At 67.0% G+C, this 16,934-nt stretch carries 17 protein-coding genes; 9 read left to right on the top strand and 8 right to left on the bottom strand.

Annotated features, from left to right (window positions below; translation table 11 throughout):
* Window positions 1–4 precede the first annotated feature (4 nt).
* The 8 genes from M0L44_RS20625 to M0L44_RS20590 form a co-directional block, all read right to left on the bottom strand.
* Window positions 5–577 carry an NADH-quinone oxidoreductase subunit B family protein gene (locus M0L44_RS20625; protein ID WP_252772067.1) on the bottom strand — a complete coding sequence of 191 codons (573 nt, stop codon included), beginning with the start codon at window positions 575–577 and terminating at the stop codon, window positions 5–7.
* Window positions 574–1,320, bottom strand: coding sequence for a 2Fe-2S iron-sulfur cluster-binding protein (locus M0L44_RS20620; protein ID WP_252772066.1), 747 nt, complete (start codon window positions 1,318–1,320; stop codon window positions 574–576). Before M0L44_RS20620 ends, M0L44_RS20625 begins: the two co-directional genes overlap by 4 nt.
* Entirely contained in the window at window positions 1,317–3,116 is a 1,800-nt protein-coding gene (locus tag M0L44_RS20615) for an NAD(P)H-dependent oxidoreductase subunit E (RefSeq protein WP_252772065.1), read from the bottom strand. Before M0L44_RS20615 ends, M0L44_RS20620 begins: the two co-directional genes overlap by 4 nt.
* Window positions 3,117–3,456: 340 nt before the next feature.
* Window positions 3,457–4,095 carry an endonuclease III gene (nth, locus tag M0L44_RS20610; RefSeq protein ID WP_252772064.1) on the bottom strand — a complete coding sequence of 213 codons (639 nt, stop codon included), beginning with the start codon at window positions 4,093–4,095 and terminating at the stop codon, window positions 3,457–3,459.
* The gene (gene rsxB, locus M0L44_RS20605; protein ID WP_435526448.1) at window positions 4,095–4,835 is read right to left on the bottom strand and encodes an electron transport complex subunit RsxB; all 741 of its coding nucleotides are present in this window, start codon (window positions 4,833–4,835) and stop codon (window positions 4,095–4,097) included. Before rsxB ends, nth begins: the two co-directional genes overlap by 1 nt.
* A gap of 45 nt (window positions 4,836–4,880) precedes the next feature.
* Window positions 4,881–6,200 (bottom strand): polyhydroxyalkanoate depolymerase, encoded by a 1,320-nt coding sequence (locus M0L44_RS20600; protein WP_252772063.1) that lies wholly within the window; start codon window positions 6,198–6,200, stop codon window positions 4,881–4,883.
* 161 nt (window positions 6,201–6,361) lie between these two features.
* Window positions 6,362–7,051: a DUF6445 family protein gene (locus M0L44_RS20595; RefSeq protein ID WP_252772062.1), complete on the bottom strand. Its 690-nt coding sequence runs from the start codon at window positions 7,049–7,051 to the stop codon at window positions 6,362–6,364.
* A 45-nt stretch (window positions 7,052–7,096) separates the two neighbouring features.
* Window positions 7,097–8,293 (bottom strand): amino acid aminotransferase, encoded by a 1,197-nt coding sequence (locus M0L44_RS20590; RefSeq protein WP_252772061.1) that lies wholly within the window; start codon window positions 8,291–8,293, stop codon window positions 7,097–7,099.
* A gap of 139 nt (window positions 8,294–8,432) precedes the next feature.
* On the opposite strand from M0L44_RS20590, the gene uvrB reads away from it, so the two are divergent.
* The 9 genes from uvrB to hscA all read left to right on the top strand — a co-directional run bounded on the left by uvrB (window position 8,433) and on the right by hscA (window position 16,913).
* Window positions 8,433–10,556 (top strand): excinuclease ABC subunit UvrB, encoded by a 2,124-nt coding sequence (uvrB, locus tag M0L44_RS20585; RefSeq protein WP_252772060.1) that lies wholly within the window; start codon window positions 8,433–8,435, stop codon window positions 10,554–10,556.
* A gap of 27 nt (window positions 10,557–10,583) precedes the next feature.
* The gene (locus M0L44_RS20580; protein ID WP_252772059.1) at window positions 10,584–11,057 is read left to right on the top strand and encodes a low molecular weight protein-tyrosine-phosphatase; all 474 of its coding nucleotides are present in this window, start codon (window positions 10,584–10,586) and stop codon (window positions 11,055–11,057) included.
* A gap of 261 nt (window positions 11,058–11,318) precedes the next feature.
* A complete protein-coding gene (gene iscR / locus M0L44_RS20575) occupies window positions 11,319–11,852 on the top strand; it encodes a Fe-S cluster assembly transcriptional regulator IscR (RefSeq protein ID WP_022979017.1) in 534 nt (177 codons plus the stop codon).
* A 99-nt stretch (window positions 11,853–11,951) separates the two neighbouring features.
* Window positions 11,952–13,172 (top strand): IscS subfamily cysteine desulfurase, encoded by a 1,221-nt coding sequence (locus M0L44_RS20570; RefSeq protein WP_252772058.1) that lies wholly within the window; start codon window positions 11,952–11,954, stop codon window positions 13,170–13,172.
* A 32-nt stretch (window positions 13,173–13,204) separates the two neighbouring features.
* On the top strand, window positions 13,205–13,606 hold the full coding sequence (iscU, locus tag M0L44_RS20565; protein ID WP_252772057.1) for a Fe-S cluster assembly scaffold IscU: 402 nt from the start codon (window positions 13,205–13,207) through the stop codon (window positions 13,604–13,606).
* Window positions 13,607–13,610: 4 nt separating this feature from the next.
* Entirely contained in the window at window positions 13,611–13,934 is a 324-nt protein-coding gene (iscA, locus tag M0L44_RS20560) for an iron-sulfur cluster assembly protein IscA (protein ID WP_252772056.1), read from the top strand.
* Between the two features lie 103 nt (window positions 13,935–14,037).
* Window positions 14,038–14,532, top strand: coding sequence for a GNAT family N-acetyltransferase (locus M0L44_RS20555; RefSeq protein WP_252772055.1), 495 nt, complete (start codon window positions 14,038–14,040; stop codon window positions 14,530–14,532).
* On the top strand, window positions 14,529–15,047 hold the full coding sequence (hscB, locus tag M0L44_RS20550; protein ID WP_252772054.1) for a Fe-S protein assembly co-chaperone HscB: 519 nt from the start codon (window positions 14,529–14,531) through the stop codon (window positions 15,045–15,047). Before M0L44_RS20555 ends, hscB begins: the two co-directional genes overlap by 4 nt.
* A 9-nt stretch (window positions 15,048–15,056) precedes the next feature.
* Window positions 15,057–16,913, top strand: a complete 1,857-nt coding sequence (gene hscA / locus M0L44_RS20545) for a Fe-S protein assembly chaperone HscA (RefSeq protein ID WP_252772053.1) — start codon at window positions 15,057–15,059, stop codon at window positions 16,911–16,913.
* The last annotated feature ends 21 nt before the right edge of the window (window positions 16,914–16,934 follow it).

The raw sequence follows: 16,934 nt of genomic DNA, 5'->3' as shown, positions 1-16,934 counted from the left end.
GGCGTCAGTCGTAGTGGATCTGGCCGTGGGCCAGGCGCGGCGTGCGGCCGGCCAGCAGATCGGTGAAGAAGGCCCAGAAGGTGTCGGCCGAGGGGGGGCAACCCGGCAGTTCGTAGTCGATCAGCACCACCTCGTGGATGGGCCGCACCTGGTTGAGTGGCAGGGGCAGTTCGGGGTCGCTGGGCACCTGGGCGTCCTCGCGCGTGCCGGGGCGGTGCACATAGACCTCGCGCAGCACGTCGCCAATGTCCAAGCGGTTGCGCTGTGCCGGCAACCCACCGTTGATGGCGCAGGCTCCCACCGCCACCAGCACCTTGCACTGGGCGCGGAAGGCCTGCAGCACCTCGATGTTCTCGGCGTTGCACAGACCGCCTTCGATGAGGCCCAGGTCGCAGGGGCCGACGGACTTCAGGTCGGTCAGCGGCGAACGGTCGAACTCGACATGCTCGATCAGTGTGAGAAGGCGTTCGTCGATGTCCAGCAGCGACATGTGGCAGCCAAAGCACCCTGCCAGCGATGTGGTAGCCACGCGCAGCTTGCGCGCCGGTGGCGCAGGGTAGGGGGCGGCATCATTCATGGGGCGTCCTCGCTGGCGGGCGGGGCCGCTTCCTGACTGTGGGGCTCATCCACCCGGTGCAGGTCGTAGCGGCGCTGGCCGATGGGGTCCTTGAAGCCCACCCGCTTGGGCATCAGCGCACCCACCGGGCAGATGCCCGCAGCCTGGTCGTGCACGCTCAGGGCCGAATCGGCCAATTGGCCGCTCGGGCTGTTGACCACCAGGTGGCACTGGGTGCCATGCCCGGCGATGGCGAACACCGACTTGCCGTCCAGCAACTCGCTGGCGCGCACGCACAGGCCACAGAGAATGCAGCGGTTGTGGTCCAGCAGCATGTCGGGGTGGGAGGCATCTACCGGTCGGTCGGGATAGAACTCCTCGAAGTGCGGGCCGGCCATCTCGTGCTGGTAGGCCGTGGCCTGCAGCAGGCAGTTGCCGCTGCGTTCGCAGGAGGGGCAGAAGTGGTTGCCCTCGACGAACAGCATCTGTAGCAGGGTGCGGCGCTCGGCCTGAAGCGCCGGCGTCTGGCACTCGACCACCGCGCCCGGTGCGGCCAGCGCCGTACAGGCCGAGACGGGCCGGCCGTTGAAGTTCACCATGCACAGGCGGCAGGAGCCATGGGCCGGCAGCCCGGGGTGCCAGCACAGGTGGGGGATGTAGCGGCCGACGCGGTGGGCGGCCTGCAGCACCGTGTCGCCCGGCGCCATCGGCACCTCCTCGCCATCGAGGAGGAAGCTCAGCCCGGATGCGGTGTAGCGGCTCATGAGGTGGTCGGGTGGGTGGGGGGCCAGTGCGCGGCGGCGTCCTGGCGGCCGGTGGCCGCGCGGGCGATGGACAGCTCGGCGTCCAGATCCAGTGCGGGCAGGAAGTGCAGCGACTGCAGCCGCCGCTCGTAGCTGGGGCGGAACTTCAAGAGCGTGTCGCGCAGTGGGTTGCAGGCCGCTGCGCCCAGGCCGCAGTGGGTGCTCTGGTGCAGCAGGGTGTCGAGCTCCTGCAGCACCGTCATGTCGTGGCGCGAACCCTGGCCGGCGGCCAGCTTGTCCATGCGGCGGGCCAGCAGTTCGGTGCCCACGCGGCAGGGCGTGCAGAAGCCGCAGCTCTCGTGGGCGAAGAAGTGGGCGAAGTTGCGGGCCACCTCGAACATGTCGCGGCGGCGGTCAAAGACCATGAGTGCGCCGGCGGAGGGCACGTCCTCGTAGGCGATGCTCCGCCCGAACTCGGTCACCGACAGGCAGGTGCCCGAGGGTCCACCCACCTGCACCGCCTGGGTGTCGGTGGCTCCGCAGTCCTCCAGCATCTGCTCGATGCGCGTGCCCAGCGGGTACTCGTACAGGCCGGGCCGCGCACAGTCGCCCGAGATGGCGTGGACCTTGGTGCCAGTGGACTTTGGTGTACCCAGGCCGGCCCACCAGTCCCCACCGCGCAGCAGGATGTGGGCGGCAGCACAAAAGGTCTCGACGTTGTTGACCGTGGTGGGCTGGCCCAGGTAGCCCACCTCCACAGGGAAGGGCGGGCGGATGCGGGGGGTGCCACGGTGTCCCTCCAGCGAGTTGAGCAGGGCCGATTCCTCGCCGCAGACATAGGCACCTGCGCCGACATGGATCTCGATGTCAAAGTCGAAGCCCGCCTCACCCTGGATGCCTGTGCCCAGCAGGCCAGCGGCGCGACGCCGCTGGAGCACCTCGTTCAGCGCTTCCAGCAGGAAGCGGTATTCGCCGCGCAGATAGACGAAGCCCCGGCTGGCGCCCACGGCCCAGGCCGCCAGGGTCATGCCCTCGAACACCAGATCGGCATGGCGGCGCAGCAGTACCCGGTCCTTGAAGGTGCCGGGCTCGCCTTCGTCGGCGTTGCAGACCACGCAGCGCTGGGCGCCCGGGGCATCCCTGCACAGTTCCCATTTGAGGCCGGTAGCAAAGCCCGCACCGCCGCGGCCGCGCAAGCCCGAGCGCTGGACCTGGTCCAGCGTGCCTTCGCGCCCCAGGGTGCGGGCGACCCGGAGGGCGTTGCCCGGGGTGAATGGCGTGCCCAGCAGCACGTCCTCGCGCCGGACCTGGTCCTCCACCTGCATCCATTCGGCCGGCCACTGGTCCGCTGGCACCTGGCGTTCGATGCAGTCGGCAATGGCATCCACCCGGTCAGCAGTCAGGCGGGTGATGACCTGGTGGTGGTTGATCAGCAGAGCGGGGCCCTGATCCCCCAGGCCGGTGCAGGAGCAGCGGGCCACGCTCACCTGTCCGTCGGCTCGCACTTCGCCTGGCTTCACGCCCAGGCGCTGGCACAGGCGCTCCATCAGGGCTGCACTGCCCAACATGCGATCGGTGATGTTGTCGCTGAACAGCACCCGGTGGGACCCCACCGGCACCAGGTGCAGGAAGCGGTAGAAACTGGCCACGCCCTCGACATCCGCCACGGTGCGCCCAGTGGCCTGGGCCACAGCCATCAGGGCTTGGCGAGGCAACCAGCCCAGCTCGGCCTGCAGCTCCCGCAGGATCTGCAGCAGGGCATGGGGCTGGTGCGCGTGGCGGTCCAGCACGGTGCGGACTTTGGCTTCCAGGGGCACAGCGGCAGTGGAAAGTCGAAAACCTCCCCATCCTGCGCCTCGGTCACCGACGTGTACAAGAGACTGAGCGATTCAGAGGGGTTTCCACACGGGCAGAGATGGGCGGTCAATGCCCTTCACTTGTCACGATGGTGTCATCGGACCCGGTGCACAATGGGAACCACTGAGACGACAAACCGACTGCAGCACTGGGCAGAACACCGGAACCCGTTACCGGCGTCGCAGGATCCCGGCCCCATTGCCTGAAGGCAAGCCACAGGGCCGGTTGCTTTCAGGGCCACCTCGTGTGGCCCTTGGCATTTCTGGAGCCCTCCCGTCTCCGGTTGCCTCGGCGGCGATCTCAGATCGCCGTGGTCTTGTCGGGGAATTCGCAGCAATCGGCGACCTGGCAGGCCCCGCAGCGGGGCTTGCGGGCCTGGCAGACATAGCGCCCGTGCAGGATCAGCCAGTGGTGGGCATGCACCCGATAGGCCTTGGGGACCCTCTTGAGCAGCGAGAGCTCCACCGCCAGTGGCGTCTTGCCCGGGGCCAGGCCGGTACGGTTGGACACCCGGAAGATGTGGGTGTCCACCGCCATGGTGGGCTCGCCAAAGGCCACATTCAGCACCACATTGGCAGTCTTGCGGCCGACGCCCGGCAGGGCTTCCAGCGCCTCGCGGTCACGGGGGATCTCACCACCATGACGCTCCACCAGCATGCGACAGGTCTCGATCAGGTGCTTGGCCTTGGTTTTGTACAGGCCAATGGTCTTGATGTAGCCGATCAGGCCTTCCTCACCCAGTGCCAGCATTTGAGCGGGTGTGGAGGCCACCTTGAACAGCGGGCCGGTGGCCTTGTTCACCCCGACGTCGGTGGCCTGGGCCGAGAGCAGCACGGCCGCCAGCAACTCGAAGGGATTGCTGTAGACAAGCTCGGTTTCGGGGTGGGGGTTGGCGGCCTGCAGCGTGGCGAAGAAACGCTCGACCTTCTTGGGGGACATCATGGTGCGCTGGCGTCGTCGGTGGGGGAGCCCTCGCGGGGCTCACGCAATGCACGGGCGCGTGCGATGGCGGCCTCGATCACGGACCGCTTGCGGGCGATCACCTCTGGGTCGGTGTGCCGGGTCTGGTTCTCCAGGTCGGAGAGCTTGTGCACGGCCTTGGCCAGCAGGGCTTCGTCGTGTTCCCGCTTGTCGCGCTGCACCCGCATCTGGTGGAAGGCATAGCGCGCACGGGCTTCGCCGGCTTGCTCGGTACTCCAGGCGGCCCAGCCCGTGCGGTCGCCGCTCACCGGCGCCATCGCAATGCAGCTGACCGGGCAGACGGGGACACACAGCTCGCAGCCCGTGCATTGGGCTTCGATCACGGTGTGCATGCGCTTGTTGGTCCCGACGATGCAGTCCACCGGGCAGGCTTTCAGGCACAGCGTGCAGCCGATGCACCAGGTCTCGTCGATCACCGCCACGGCGCGTGGGGCCTCGATGCCGCGCGTCGTATCCAGCGGTCGTTCGGGCAGGCCGGTCAGGCCGGCCAGGCGGGCCACCCCTTCCTGGCCACCTGGGGGGCATTGGTGGATCCCGGCCTGACCCTGGGCGATGGCCTGGGCATAGGCACGGCAGTCCGGGTAACCGCAGCGGGTGCACTGGGTCTGGGGCAGGGCATCCTCGATGCGCTGGACCAGGGTCTCATCCAGGGGCGGTGTCGCCACGGCGGGAATGGGGGATACGGGCGGGTGCGTCACGCCCTTGATTATCGGGGCGCCTGCGGCACAGGCCCCCGAGGAGGATCAGGCCGTGGCGGTCTTGGGGGCGGCGCTGCGCCTGCGGGCCGGGGCCTTCGGTGCGCCAGCACTGTCGGCCGGCGCCGCCTGGTTGAACTTCGCGATGAAGTCCCGCACCACCGGATAGACGTTCTCGCGCCAGCGGCGGCCCGAGAAGATGCCGTAGTGACCCGCACCCGCCACGTCGTAGTGGAACTGCCGGTCGGCCGGAATGCCCAGGCACAGGTCATGGGCCGCCCGGGTCTGGCCGGCACCGGAGATGTCGTCGCGCTCGCCTTCGACGGTCAGCAGGGCCGTCGTCGTGATGTCTTCCGGGGCGACCCGCACGCCATCGACCACCCAGGTGCCATTGACCAGGGCGAAGTCCTGGAACACCGTCTTGATGGTGTCGAGGTAGTAGTCTGCCGGCATGTCCAGCACGGCGTTGTACTCGTCATAGAACTCACGATGGGCATCGGCGCTCTCGCCGTCACCGCGCACCAGGTCCAGGAAGTAGTCGTAGTGCGAGCTGAGGTGGCGGTCCGGGTTCATCGCCACAAAGCCGGTGTGCTGCAGAAAGCCGGGGTACACGCGCCGGCCTGCGCCGGGGTAGTTCGGCGGCACGCGGTAGATCACGTTGTTCTCGAACCACTCGTAGCTCTTGCTCATGGCCAGGTTGTTCACCGCCGTGGGTGAACGCCGCGCGTCGATGGGCCCCCCCATCATGGTCATGCTGCGCGGCACCACGTCACCCGTGGTGGCCTGCAGGGAGATGGCCGCCAGCACGGGCACGGTGGGCTGACAAACCGAGATCACATGGACATCCGGCCCGATGTGGCGGATGAACTCCTGCACGTATCCCACATAGTCGTTGAGGTGGAACTCGCCGTCTTCCTGCGGTACCAGCCGGGCATCGGTCCAGCGGGTGATGTACACCTTGTGGTCCTGCAGCAGGCTGCGCACCGTGTCCCGCAGCAGGGTGGCATGGTGGCCCGACAGGGGGGCCACCACCAGCACGGTGGGCTGGCCCTTCATGCGGTCCAGGGCCCCGGCGTCGTCGGTGAAGCGCTTGAAGCGGATCAGGTCGCAGAAGGGCTTGTGGACGGCCAGCTGTTCCTGCACCGCCACGGGCACTCCCCCCACACCCACGGTCTGGATGTTGAACTCGGGTCGCTCGTACTCCTTGGTGATGCGGTGCATCAGGTCCAGTCCGGCGGCGTAGCGCTGGGACAGGGGCACATGGGTGAACGGCGACAGGGGGTGGCTGTACAGCTTGGCCGTGGCGCTGGCGAATTCCGAGAACGGTGCCAGCAGCGCGCGCTGGGTCTCGTAGATCTGATACAGCATGAGGCACTCCGCGGTGGTGCCGGCCGGGCCGGCGGGGCGTCTGGCTGGCCGAGGCTGCCAGATCAGTGTGGAAGGTCAGGGAAATCAGACGCCATTGTGCACCGCAACATCCGGCCGCGCATCGGGGATGTTGCCATCCGCATTCACCCGAAGGGAATGCGTCACGCCATCCAGAACATGACGACGGTCATGCGCTTGGTTTCCAGCGTGCTGCCACAGTAGGCCGTGGCGCTGTGGATCAGATCTGCCTTGTACATGACCAGCCGGTTGAAGCGGTGGTCGAAGGCCAGGTCCTGCACGAACAGGTCGGGTGGTACGAAGCGGCTGTCCAGGGCTTCGACCAAGTTGGCGAAGCGGGCAGGCAGGGTGTTGCCACCCAAGGAACCATCGGGCAGACGCACCCGGTAGAGTGCCGTGCCGCAATGGTCAGGCACCTCCGGATTGAGGTACAGCACGGCCGCGTACTTGCACAGCTTGCGCGAATCGGTATGGGGCCGGGGGCCGGATTCGCCCGCGCCCACCAGTTGCACGCAGTTGTGGTTGAACTGGCTGCCTTGCAGGCCGGCACCGACGGCGAAGAGCTTTTTCTGGCCGGTCTGCTGCCGGGCCCAGGCTTCTAGGGGCGCAAGCTCCTCGGGGGTGAGGGCAGGCTGGGCCCGCATACCCGGCCAGGATTCCGGTCGATGGGGCGCACCCAGCACCCAATCCTGCCGCGCCAGCAGGCGCTGTCGCACAGCCAGCGGGTCGGGCAGGGCGTTGTCGAGGACCCAGTAGTCCCGGCCTTGCACAGGCGGGCGGTAGATCAGCCGGTGCGCCTTGGGCGCGGCCGGCGGGGGCGGGCGCAGGTTCATGGCGGGCATTCTCCCGCGGCCCGCGCCCGTTGGCTCAGCGGCCGATCACATCACCTTGGCGATGGACGAGGCGACATAGTCGAGGTTCTTGTCGTTGAGGGCGGCGACGCAGATGCGGCCGGAATCAACGCCGTAGACACCGAACTCGCTGCGCAGGCGCTCCATCTGGGGCTTGCTCAGGCCGGAGTAGCTGAACATGCCGCGCTGGGTGGTGATGAAGCTCAGGTCACCCTTCACACCCTGCGCCTGCAGGCGCTCGACCAGCTTGGCGCGCATGGCCTTGATGCGGTTGCGCATGCCGGCCAGCTCTTCTTCCCACTGGGCCCGCAGGGCGGGGGTGCTCAGCACCGTGGCCACCACCTGGGCGCCGTGGGTCGGCGGGTTGGAGTAGTTGGTGCGGATGACGATCTTCAGTTGCGACAGGACCTTGGCGGTTTCGTCCTTGGTGTCACAGACCACGTTCAGCGCGCCCACGCGTTCGCCGTAGAGCGAGAAGCTCTTGGAGAAGGAGGTGGCGACGAAGAAGCTCAGGCCGGCCTTGACGAATTGGCCGACGACCGCGCCGTCTTCGGCGATGCCGTCACCAAAGCCCTGGTAGGCCATGTCCAGGAAGGCCACCAGGTTGCGGGCTTTCACCGCGGCGATGACCTGCTCCCACTGGGCGGGGGAGATGTCGTAGCCGGTGGGGTTGTGGCAGCAGGCGTGCAGCACCACGACCGTGCCGGCAGGCGCGGCGTTCAGGCAGGCCAGCATGCCGTCGAAGTCCACGCCCTTCTTGGCGGCGTCGTAGTAGGGGTAGCTGTCGACTTCGAAGCCGGCGTTGATGAACAGCGCGCGGTGGTTTTCCCAGCTGGGGTTGCTCACCAGCACCTTGGCGGTGGGGTTGAGCTTCTTCAGGAAGTCGGCGCCGACCTTCAGGCCGCCGGTACCGCCCAGGGCCTGCACGGTGGCCACGCGGCCGGCGGTCAGCACCTCGCTGCCTTCGCCGAAGACCAGGTTCTGCACAGCCTTGTCGTAGGCGGCAATGCCGTCGATGGGCACATAGCCACGGGCGCGGGCGGCTTCGACCAGCTGGGTCTCGGCGGCCTTCACGCAGGCCAGCAGGGGCAGTTTGCCGTTCTCGTCGTAGTAGACCCCCACGCCCAGGTTGACCTTGGCGGGGTTGGTGTCCGCGTTGAACTGTTCGTTCAGACCCAGGATGGGGTCGCGCGGGGCCATTTCGACGGCAGCGAAGAGCGACATGGAGAAGTCCTGTTCAGGATGTGTGCGGTGAATGCGGACAGTCGGCGCTGATTCGGCGAATGCGCTACGCTGTCAGATTGCCCGGGCGACGGCTGTCGACCGGTGCCGGGATTTTACGCGTTCACCAAGGGAAGACCCCATGTCCGATGCCAGCGCCGTCACCGCTGCCCAGGCCGAGTCCGCTGGAGAGAGCCCCCAGGGGCAGTTCGTCAGCTTTCCGGGCTCACCCTTCCAGCTCTTCCAGCCCTATCCGCCCGCCGGGGACCAGCCCGCGGCCATCGATCAACTGGTGGAAGGGATTGAGGACGGTTTGGCCTACCAGACCCTGCTGGGCGTGACCGGCTCGGGCAAGACCTTCACCATGGCCAACGTGATCGCCCGCCTGGGCCGGCCGGCCATCGTCTTTGCGCCCAACAAGACACTGGCCGCACAGCTGTACAGCGAATTCCGCGAGTTCTTTCCGAAGAACGCGGTGGAGTACTTCGTCAGCTATTACGACTACTACCAGCCCGAGGCCTATGTGCCGCAGCGCGACCTGTTCATCGAGAAGGACAGCGCGATCAACGAGCACATTGAGCAGATGCGGCTGTCGGCCACCAAGAGCGTGCTGGAACGGCGCGACACCATCGTGGTGGCCTCGGTCAGCGCTATCTACGGCATTGGCAAGCCCGAGGACTACACCCAGATGCGGCTGATCGTGCGGGTGGGCGACAAGGTGGGGCAGCGCGACCTGATCGCCCATCTGATCCGCATGCAGTACACCCGCAACGACATGGACTTCGGCCGCGGGACCTTCCGCGTGCGGGGCGACACCATCGATGTCTTTCCGGCCGAACACTCCGAGTTGGCGGTGCGCATCGAGCTGTTCGACGACGAGATCGACGGGCTGGCGCTGTTGGACCCGCTGACTGGTCAGGTGCGGCAGAAGATCCCGCGCTTCGTGATCTATCCGGCCAGCCACTACGTGACGCCGCGCGAGACGGTGCTGGCCGCCATCGAAGGCATCAAGGCCGAGCTGCGCGAGCGCCTGGACTTCTTCGTCAAGGAGGGCAAGCTGGTCGAGGCCCAGCGCCTGGAGCAGCGCACCCGCTTTGACCTGGAGATGCTGCAGGAGGTGGGGCACTGCAAGGGCATCGAGAACTACTCACGCCATCTCTCGGGCGCCAAGCCCGGTGAGCCGCCACCGACCATGGTGGACTACATGCCCGCCGACGCGCTGATGTTCCTGGACGAGAGCCATGTGCTGATCGGCCAGTTCGGCGGCATGTACAACGGCGACCGGGCCCGCAAGACCACGCTGGTGGAATATGGCTTCCGCCTGCCCAGCGCGCTGGACAACCGGCCGCTGAAGTTCGACGAGTTCGAGCGCCGCATGCGGCAGTGCGTCTTCGTCTCGGCCACGCCGGCCGACTATGAGAAGACCCATGCCGGCCAGGTGGTCGAGCAGGTGGTGCGGCCCACCGGCCTGGTGGATCCGCTGGTCGAGGTGCGGCCGGCCACCCACCAGGTGGACGATGTGCTGCAGGAGATCCGGATCACGGTGGACAAGGGCGAGCGGGTGCTGATCACCACACTGACCAAGCGCATGGCCGAGCAGCTGACCGACTACCTCACCGAGAACGGCGTCAAGGTGCGCTACCTGCACTCCGACGTGGACACGGTGGAGCGGGTGGAGATCATCCGCGACCTGCGCCTGGGCACCTTCGACGTGCTGGTGGGCATCAACCTGCTGCGCGAGGGCCTGGACATTCCCGAGGTCAGCCTGGTCGCCATCCTGGATGCCGACAAGGAAGGCTTCCTGCGGGCCGAGCGCAGCCTGATCCAGACCATTGGCCGCGCCGCGCGGAACGTGAACGGGCGGGCCATCCTGTACGCCGACCGCATCACCGAGTCGATGAAGAAGGCCATGGGCGAGACCGAGCGGCGGCGGGCCAAGCAGGTGGCCTACAACGAGGCCCACGGCATCGTGCCGCGCGGCATCCGCAAGCAGGTGCGCGAGATGATCGATGGCGTGGTGGCAGACAAGTCCGGCCAGGACGACTTGCGCTTGGCCCAGCAGGCGGCCGAGGTTGAAGCCTTGTCCGAGAAGGACCTGTCCAAGCGCATCAAGGCCCTGGAGAAGCAGATGCTCGAACACGCCCGCAACCTGGAGTTCGAGAAGGCCGCCCGGGTGCGGGACCAGCTGGCGCAGCTGCGCGAGCAGGCTTTCGGCGGGGGACCGGTCCACGATGGCAATGTGGTGCCGTTCCCGGCCAAGGCCTGAGGCGGGCACGCGATCGGAGAGGGGCCTGTGATCCGTGTTCTCTTCGTCTGCACCGGCAACATCTGCCGCTCGCCCACCGGCGAGGCCGTGCTGCGCCAGCAGGTGGCCCTGCGTGGCTGGGGCGAACGCATTGAAGTCGACTCCGCCGGGGTGGCCGGCTACCATGTGGGCGAGCCGCCGGACCACCGTTCGCAGGCCCATGCCGCGCGCCGTGGCCTGGACCTGAGTGGCTTGCGAGCCCGACAGGTCGGATTGGCGGACTTCTCCCAATTCGACTGGCTGCTGGCGCTGGACCGCAGCCATCTGGTCGCGCTCAGGGCACAATGTCCCCCTGCGCTGCGGTCGCGCGTCTGTCTGCTGATGGACTTCGCCCCCGATCATCCGCTGCGCGAGGTGCCCGACCCTTACTACGGGGGCGCCCAAGGTTTTGAGCAGGTGCTCGACATGATCGAGCTGGCTTGCCGGAACTTTCTGGACCAACTGCCCATGACGGGCGTGTGACGGTTCGCGGAGGCGTCTCCACGCTGGCGGCGATCTTGCTTTTTGCCCCCTGGAACTGCGTCTGCCACCGAGGCTGGGAACTTGTCGCCGTCAATCTCGACTAAAAGACTCGGCTTCGTATATAATCGACCAAAACACTCGGGATAGCCCGAGGGTTGACCCTTCCCCTGCTTGTGGGGGTGGGGTGGCGAGGCCGCTGTTCAGCGGTGCTGCGGCATGGTGCGGTAGCCCGATCGCCAACCGAGTTGACAGGAGATTCACATGCGTCTGACCACCAAAGGCCGTTTCGCCGTCACGGCGATGATCGATCTGGCCCTGCGGTCCACCAATGGGCCGGTGGCGCTGGCTGCCATCAGTCAGCGTCAGCAGATCTCCCTGTCCTACCTGGAGCAACTGTTCGGCAAGCTGCGCCGCCACGAACTGGTGGAAAGCACCCGTGGCCCGGGTGGGGGTTATTCGCTGGGCCGCAAGGCCGAGGAAATCAGCGTGGCCGACATCATCGTGGCCGTGGACGAGCCCATCGACGCCACGGGCTGTGGCGGCAAGGAAAACTGCATGGGCGACGACATCGGCCGTTGCATGACCCACGAACTCTGGGCCAACCTGAACGCCAAGATGATCGAGTACCTCGACTCCATCAACCTGCGCAAGCTGGTGGACGACCAACTGGCCAAGGGCGTGACCATCGAAGAGGCCCCCGTCAAACGGGCCATTTCCTCGGTCCCCGTGGTCAAGCCGATCAAGGTCACGGCGCCGAACTCCGTGTTCGCCCTGGGCAACGCCTTTTCCAAGTAAGTCGACGGCGTCCTTCTCACTCTTTCACGCTGCTTGTTTCGTCAGGGCAGGGCGGCCGCCGATGGGCGGGCCGTGGCTGCGCCATCAAGAAGACTCATCATGGACATGACCCCGCATTTCCCGATCTACATGGACTATGGCGCCACCACCCCGGTGGACCCCCGCGTGGTGGACGCCATGATTCCCTGGCTGCGGGAGCACTTCGGCAACCCCGCGTCGCGCAGCCATGCCTGGGGCTGGGAGGCGGAGGAAGCGGTGGAGAAGGCTCGACAGCAGGTGGCGGACCTGATCGGCGCGGATCCGCGTGAGATCGTCTGGACCAGCGGTGCGACCGAATCCGACAATCTGGCGCTGAAGGGCGCGGCCCACTTCTACCAGGACAAGGGCAAGCACCTCATCACCGTCAAGACCGAGCACAAGGCCATCCTGGACCCCATGCGTGAACTGGAGCGCCAGGGCTTCGAGGTGACCTACCTGGACGTGCAGCCCGATGGCCTGTTGGACCTGGAGGCCTTCAAGGCCGCCATCCGGCCCGACACCATCCTGGCCTCGGTCATGTTCGTGAACAACGAGATCGGCGTGATCCAGGACATCCCGGCCCTGGGCGCGATCTGCCGCGAGCACGGCGTGCTCTTCCATGTGGATGCGGCCCAGGCCACCGGCAAGGTCGAGATCGACGTCAAGACCCTGCCCATCGACCTGATGAGCCTGGCTTCGCACAAGAGCTATGGCCCCAAGGGCATCGGTGCGCTGTACGTGCGCCGCAAGCCCCGCGTGCGGCTGGAGGCCCAGATGCACGGCGGCGGCCATGAGCGCGGTCTGCGTTCGGGCACGCTGCCCACGCACCAGATCGTCGGCATGGGCGAGGCTTTCCGCATCGCCAAGGAAGAGATGGCCATCGAGCTGCCGCGCATCCGTGCGCTGCACGAGCGCCTGGTCAAGGGACTGACCGAGATCGAGCAGGTCTTCATCAACGGCGACCTGAGCCGCCGGGTGCCGCACAACCTGAACATCTCCTTCAACTATGTCGAGGGCGAGTCGCTGATCATGGGCGTCAAGGGCCTGGCGGTGTCCTCCGGCTCGGCCTGCACCTCGGCCAGCCTGGAGCCCAGCTACGTGCTGCGCGCCCTGGGCCGAAGCGACGAGCTGGCGCACTCGTCCCTGCGCATGACCATCGGTCGTTTCACGACCGAGGAAGAGATCGACTACGCCGTTGCCACACTGAAGGACCGCGTGGCCAAGCTGCGTGAGCTGTCCCCGCTGTGGGACATGTACCGCGACGGCATCGATCTGTCATCCATCCAGTGGAGCGCGCACTGAGCGCCGCACCTTGAAGATCAGGAGTTAGCAACATGGCATACAGCGACAAGGTCATCGACCACTACGAACACCCCCGCAATGTGGGCAGCTTCGACAAGGGTGACGACACGGTGGGCACCGGCATGGTCGGTGCACCGGCCTGCGGCGACGTGATGAAGCTGCAGATCAAGGTCGACCCGGCCACCGGCCTGATCGAGGATGCCCGCTTCAAGACCTACGGCTGCGGTTCGGCCATCGCCTCGAGCTCGCTGGTGACCGAATGGGTCAAGGGCAAGACGTTGGACCAGGCGCTGGAGATCAAGAACACCCAGATCGCCGAAGAGCTGGCGCTGCCGCCGGTGAAGATCCACTGCTCCATCCTGGCCGAAGATGCGATCAAGGCCGCGGTGGACGACTACCGTGCCAAGGCCACCAGCGCGGAGAAGGTGGACTGAAGCCATGTCTGTCACGCTCACCGAAGCCGCCGCCCGGCATGTCACCCGCTACCTGAGCCGCCGTGGCAAAGGGGTGGGGGTGCGTCTGGGCGTCAAGACCACCGGCTGCTCCGGCCTGGCCTACAAGCTGGAGTATGCCGATGAAGTCGCGCCCGAGGACATCATCTTCGAAGAGCATGGTGTGAAGGTTCTGGTGGATCCCAAGAGCCTGCCCTACATCGACGGCACCGAGCTGGACTTTGTCCGCGAAGGACTCAACGAGGGCTTCAAGTTCCACAATCCGCGCGAGAAGGACCGTTGCGGTTGCGGGGAGTCCTTCCGCATCTGAGTCCCCTGTCGCCCAGACGGGCTCAGGTTTCGCCGACAATGTCGGCCCCAGGTCATCGGCGCGGCGCCTCTGGGCCGCGCTTTTTTGTTGTCTCTGCATGTCCATGTCTTCCGATTCCGCCCTCGTCATCCGTCCCGAGCGGGCCGACCGTCCCGAGGTCGTGGCCTTGCTGGATGCGCTGGATGCCTACCTGGGCGGCCTGTATGCGCCGGAAGACAACCACATCCTCGACGTGGCGGCGTTGCTGGCGCCGGACGTCGACTTTCTCGTGGCGGAACTGGACGAGCGCCTGGTGGGCTGCGGGGCCATCCGCCGCATGCCGGGTGAGCCCGACACCGCCGGTCAGCCCTATGGCGAGGTCAAGCGCATGTTCGTGGCACCGGCCGCCCGCGGGCGCCGTATTGCCGAGCAGGTGCTGAGCCTGCTGGAGCAGCGTTTGCTGGCCGCCGGCCTGTCCCTTGCAACGCTGGAGACCGGACGCGACCAGCACGAGGCGATTCGTCTGTACGAGCGCTGTGGCTACACGCGTCGGGGACCGTTTGCCGGCTATCCGGACAACGGTTTGTCCGTGTTCTACGAAAAGCGACTCTCGGCATGAACCTGCAAGACGACGATTTCACCCTGTTTGGCCTGCCTCGGCGGTTCAAGCTGGACCGTGCGGCCCTGGATCAGCGCTGGCGTGAACTGCAAGCCCAAGTGCATCCCGACCGCTTTGCGGCCGAGGGGGCCGCCGCCCAGCGGGTGGCCATGCAATGGGCGGTGCGCGTGAATGAAGCCTACCGTCGGCTGAAGGATCCGCTGGCCCGTGGCGGCTATCTGTGCGAACTCGCCGGGGTCGAGGTGGGCGCCGAGAACAACACGGCCATGCCCGCCAGCTTCCTGATGCAGCAGATGGAATGGCGCGAGGCGCTGGACGAGGCTGTCGGGCTGGCCGCCGTCGAGGCACTTGACCGCCAGGTGGCCGCTGAAGAACAACACATGCTGGCCGAGCTGGAACGCCTGCTCGACCAAGCCCACGATGCCGCCGCGGCGGCACAACAGGTTCGCGCGCTGATGTTCGTGAACCGCTTCCGGGCCGACATCGACCGTCGACTGGAAGCTCTGGATTCCTGAATTCCTCTCATGGCACTGCTGCAGATCTCCGAGCCCGGCCAGGCGCCGGATCCCCACCAACGCCGCATTGCGGTCGGCATCGATCTGGGGACCACCAACTCCTTGGTGGCCTCCTTGCGCCACGGGGTGGCCGAGTGCCTGCCCGACGGGCAGGGACGGGTGATGTTGCCGTCGGTGGTGCGGTACCTGGACGGCAGTGGGCGTCAGATCGGCTGGGATGCGGCCGCGGCACAGGCCGAGGATCCCGAGAGCACCATCGTGTCGGTCAAGCGCTTCATGGGGCGACGACTGGCGGATGTGGCTGGTCACGAAAAGCTGCCTTACCAGTTCGTCGACCAGCCCGGCATGGTGGCTCTGCAGACGCGGCAGGGCCTGAAGACACCGGTCGAGGTGTCGGCCGAGATTCTGGCGACGCTGCGTTTCCGGGCCGAGGACACCTTCAACGACGACATCTTCGGCGCGGTGATCACGGTGCCGGCCTACTTCGACGACGCCCAGCGCCAGGCCACCAAGGACGCTGCCCAGCTCGCGGGCCTCAACGTGCTGCGACTGATCAACGAACCCACGGCCGCGGCGGTGGCTTACGGCCTGGACAACGGCTCTGAAGGCTTGTACGCCGTCTACGACCTGGGCGGCGGCACTTTCGACATTTCCCTGCTGCGACTCTCGCGCGGGGTGTTCGAGGTGGTGGCCACTGGGGGCGACGCTGCTTTGGGGGGCGATGACTTCGACCATGCCCTGGCCGACTGGGCAGCCGAGTCCGCTGGCCTGGTGCCGAAAACGCCCCAGGACAAGCGGGGTCTGCTGGTGGCCGCACGGGCGGCCAAGGAGGCCTTGACGGCGTCCGACGTCGTGGAACTGCGTGCGTCTGTGGATGGTCAGGCGCTGGCCGTGTCGATCAGCCGTGCCCAGTTCGACGGGCTGACCCGCCCCCTGATTGACCGCACCCTGCAAGCGGTGCGTCGCGTGCTGCGCGATGCCCGTGTCACGCGGGACGAGGTCAAGGGTGTGGTGATGGTGGGGGGCTCGACCCGGGTGCCGGCGGTGCAGGCCGCCGTGGGCGAGTTCTTCGGCCGGCCGCCACTGACCAATCTGAATCCGGATCAGGTGGTGGCGCTCGGCGCCGCCATCCAGGCCAATGCCCTGGCGGGCAACGCGGTCGATGGCGAACTGCTGCTGCTGGATGTGATCCCGCTGTCGCTGGGCCTGGAGACCATGGGCGGGCTGGTGGAACGCGTGATCGAGCGCAACACCACCATCCCGGTGGCCAAGGCCCAGGACTTCACCACCTTCAAGGATGGCCAGACCGCGATGGCCATCCACGTGGTGCAGGGTGAGCGCGAGCTGGTGTCCGATTGCCGCTCCCTGGCCCGTTTCGAACTGCGGGGCATTCCACCGATGGCGGCCGGCGCCGCGCGCATCCGGGTCAGCTTCCAGGTGGACGCCGATGGCTTGCTGAGCGTTTCCGCACGCGAGCAGACCTCCGGCGTGGAAGCGACGGTGCAGGTCAAGCCCAGCTATGGGCTGGCCGACGAGGAGATCGCTCGCATGCTCAAGGAGGGCTTCTCCAGCGCCGAGGCTGACATGCAGGCCCGCGCCTTGCGCGAAGCCCAGGTGGAGGCGGACCGCATGAGCCTGGCCACCCAGGCCGCGTTGGCGGCCGACGGCGATCTGCTGTCTGCGCAGGAGAGGGGGGAGATCGATGGCCTCCTCCAGGCGCTGCAATCGGCGAAGGCCGGAGAGCGGGCAGAAGCCATCACCGAGGCGGTCGAGGCCCTGGCCAAGGGGACCGAGGCCTTTGCCGCTGCGCGCATGAACCGTGGTATCCAGGCTGCCCTGACCGGGCGGCGTCTGGATGCCTTGTGACCTGAACTGTTCCCGGACCGA

The organism is Ideonella oryzae (assembly GCF_024055665.1).
GTDB lineage: Bacteria > Pseudomonadota > Gammaproteobacteria > Burkholderiales > Burkholderiaceae_C > Ideonella > Ideonella oryzae.
Note: the sequence above shows the minus strand (reverse complement) of the source record. Positions and strands in the feature narration are given on the sequence as shown.

Coding starts and splice junctions, on each gene's coding strand:
- M0L44_RS20625 (WP_252772067.1), bottom strand. CDS start 577: ATGAATGATGCCGCCCCCTACCCTGCGCCACCGGCGCGCAAGCTGCGC.
- M0L44_RS20620 (WP_252772066.1), bottom strand. CDS start 1,320: ATGAGCCGCTACACCGCATCCGGGCTGAGCTTCCTCCTCGATGGCGAG.
- nth (WP_252772064.1), bottom strand. CDS start 4,095: ATGTCCCCCAAGAAGGTCGAGCGTTTCTTCGCCACGCTGCAGGCCGCC.
- M0L44_RS20600 (WP_252772063.1), bottom strand. CDS start 6,200: ATGCTGTATCAGATCTACGAGACCCAGCGCGCGCTGCTGGCACCGTTC.
- M0L44_RS20595 (WP_252772062.1), bottom strand. CDS start 7,051: ATGAACCTGCGCCCGCCCCCGCCGGCCGCGCCCAAGGCGCACCGGCTG.
- M0L44_RS20590 (WP_252772061.1), bottom strand. CDS start 8,293: ATGTCGCTCTTCGCTGCCGTCGAAATGGCCCCGCGCGACCCCATCCTG.
- uvrB (WP_252772060.1), top strand. CDS start 8,433: ATGTCCGATGCCAGCGCCGTCACCGCTGCCCAGGCCGAGTCCGCTGGA.
- iscR (WP_022979017.1), top strand. CDS start 11,319: ATGCGTCTGACCACCAAAGGCCGTTTCGCCGTCACGGCGATGATCGAT.
- M0L44_RS20570 (WP_252772058.1), top strand. CDS start 11,952: ATGGACATGACCCCGCATTTCCCGATCTACATGGACTATGGCGCCACC.
- iscU (WP_252772057.1), top strand. CDS start 13,205: ATGGCATACAGCGACAAGGTCATCGACCACTACGAACACCCCCGCAAT.
- iscA (WP_252772056.1), top strand. CDS start 13,611: ATGTCTGTCACGCTCACCGAAGCCGCCGCCCGGCATGTCACCCGCTAC.
- M0L44_RS20555 (WP_252772055.1), top strand. CDS start 14,038: ATGTCTTCCGATTCCGCCCTCGTCATCCGTCCCGAGCGGGCCGACCGT.
- hscB (WP_252772054.1), top strand. CDS start 14,529: ATGAACCTGCAAGACGACGATTTCACCCTGTTTGGCCTGCCTCGGCGG.
- hscA (WP_252772053.1), top strand. CDS start 15,057: ATGGCACTGCTGCAGATCTCCGAGCCCGGCCAGGCGCCGGATCCCCAC.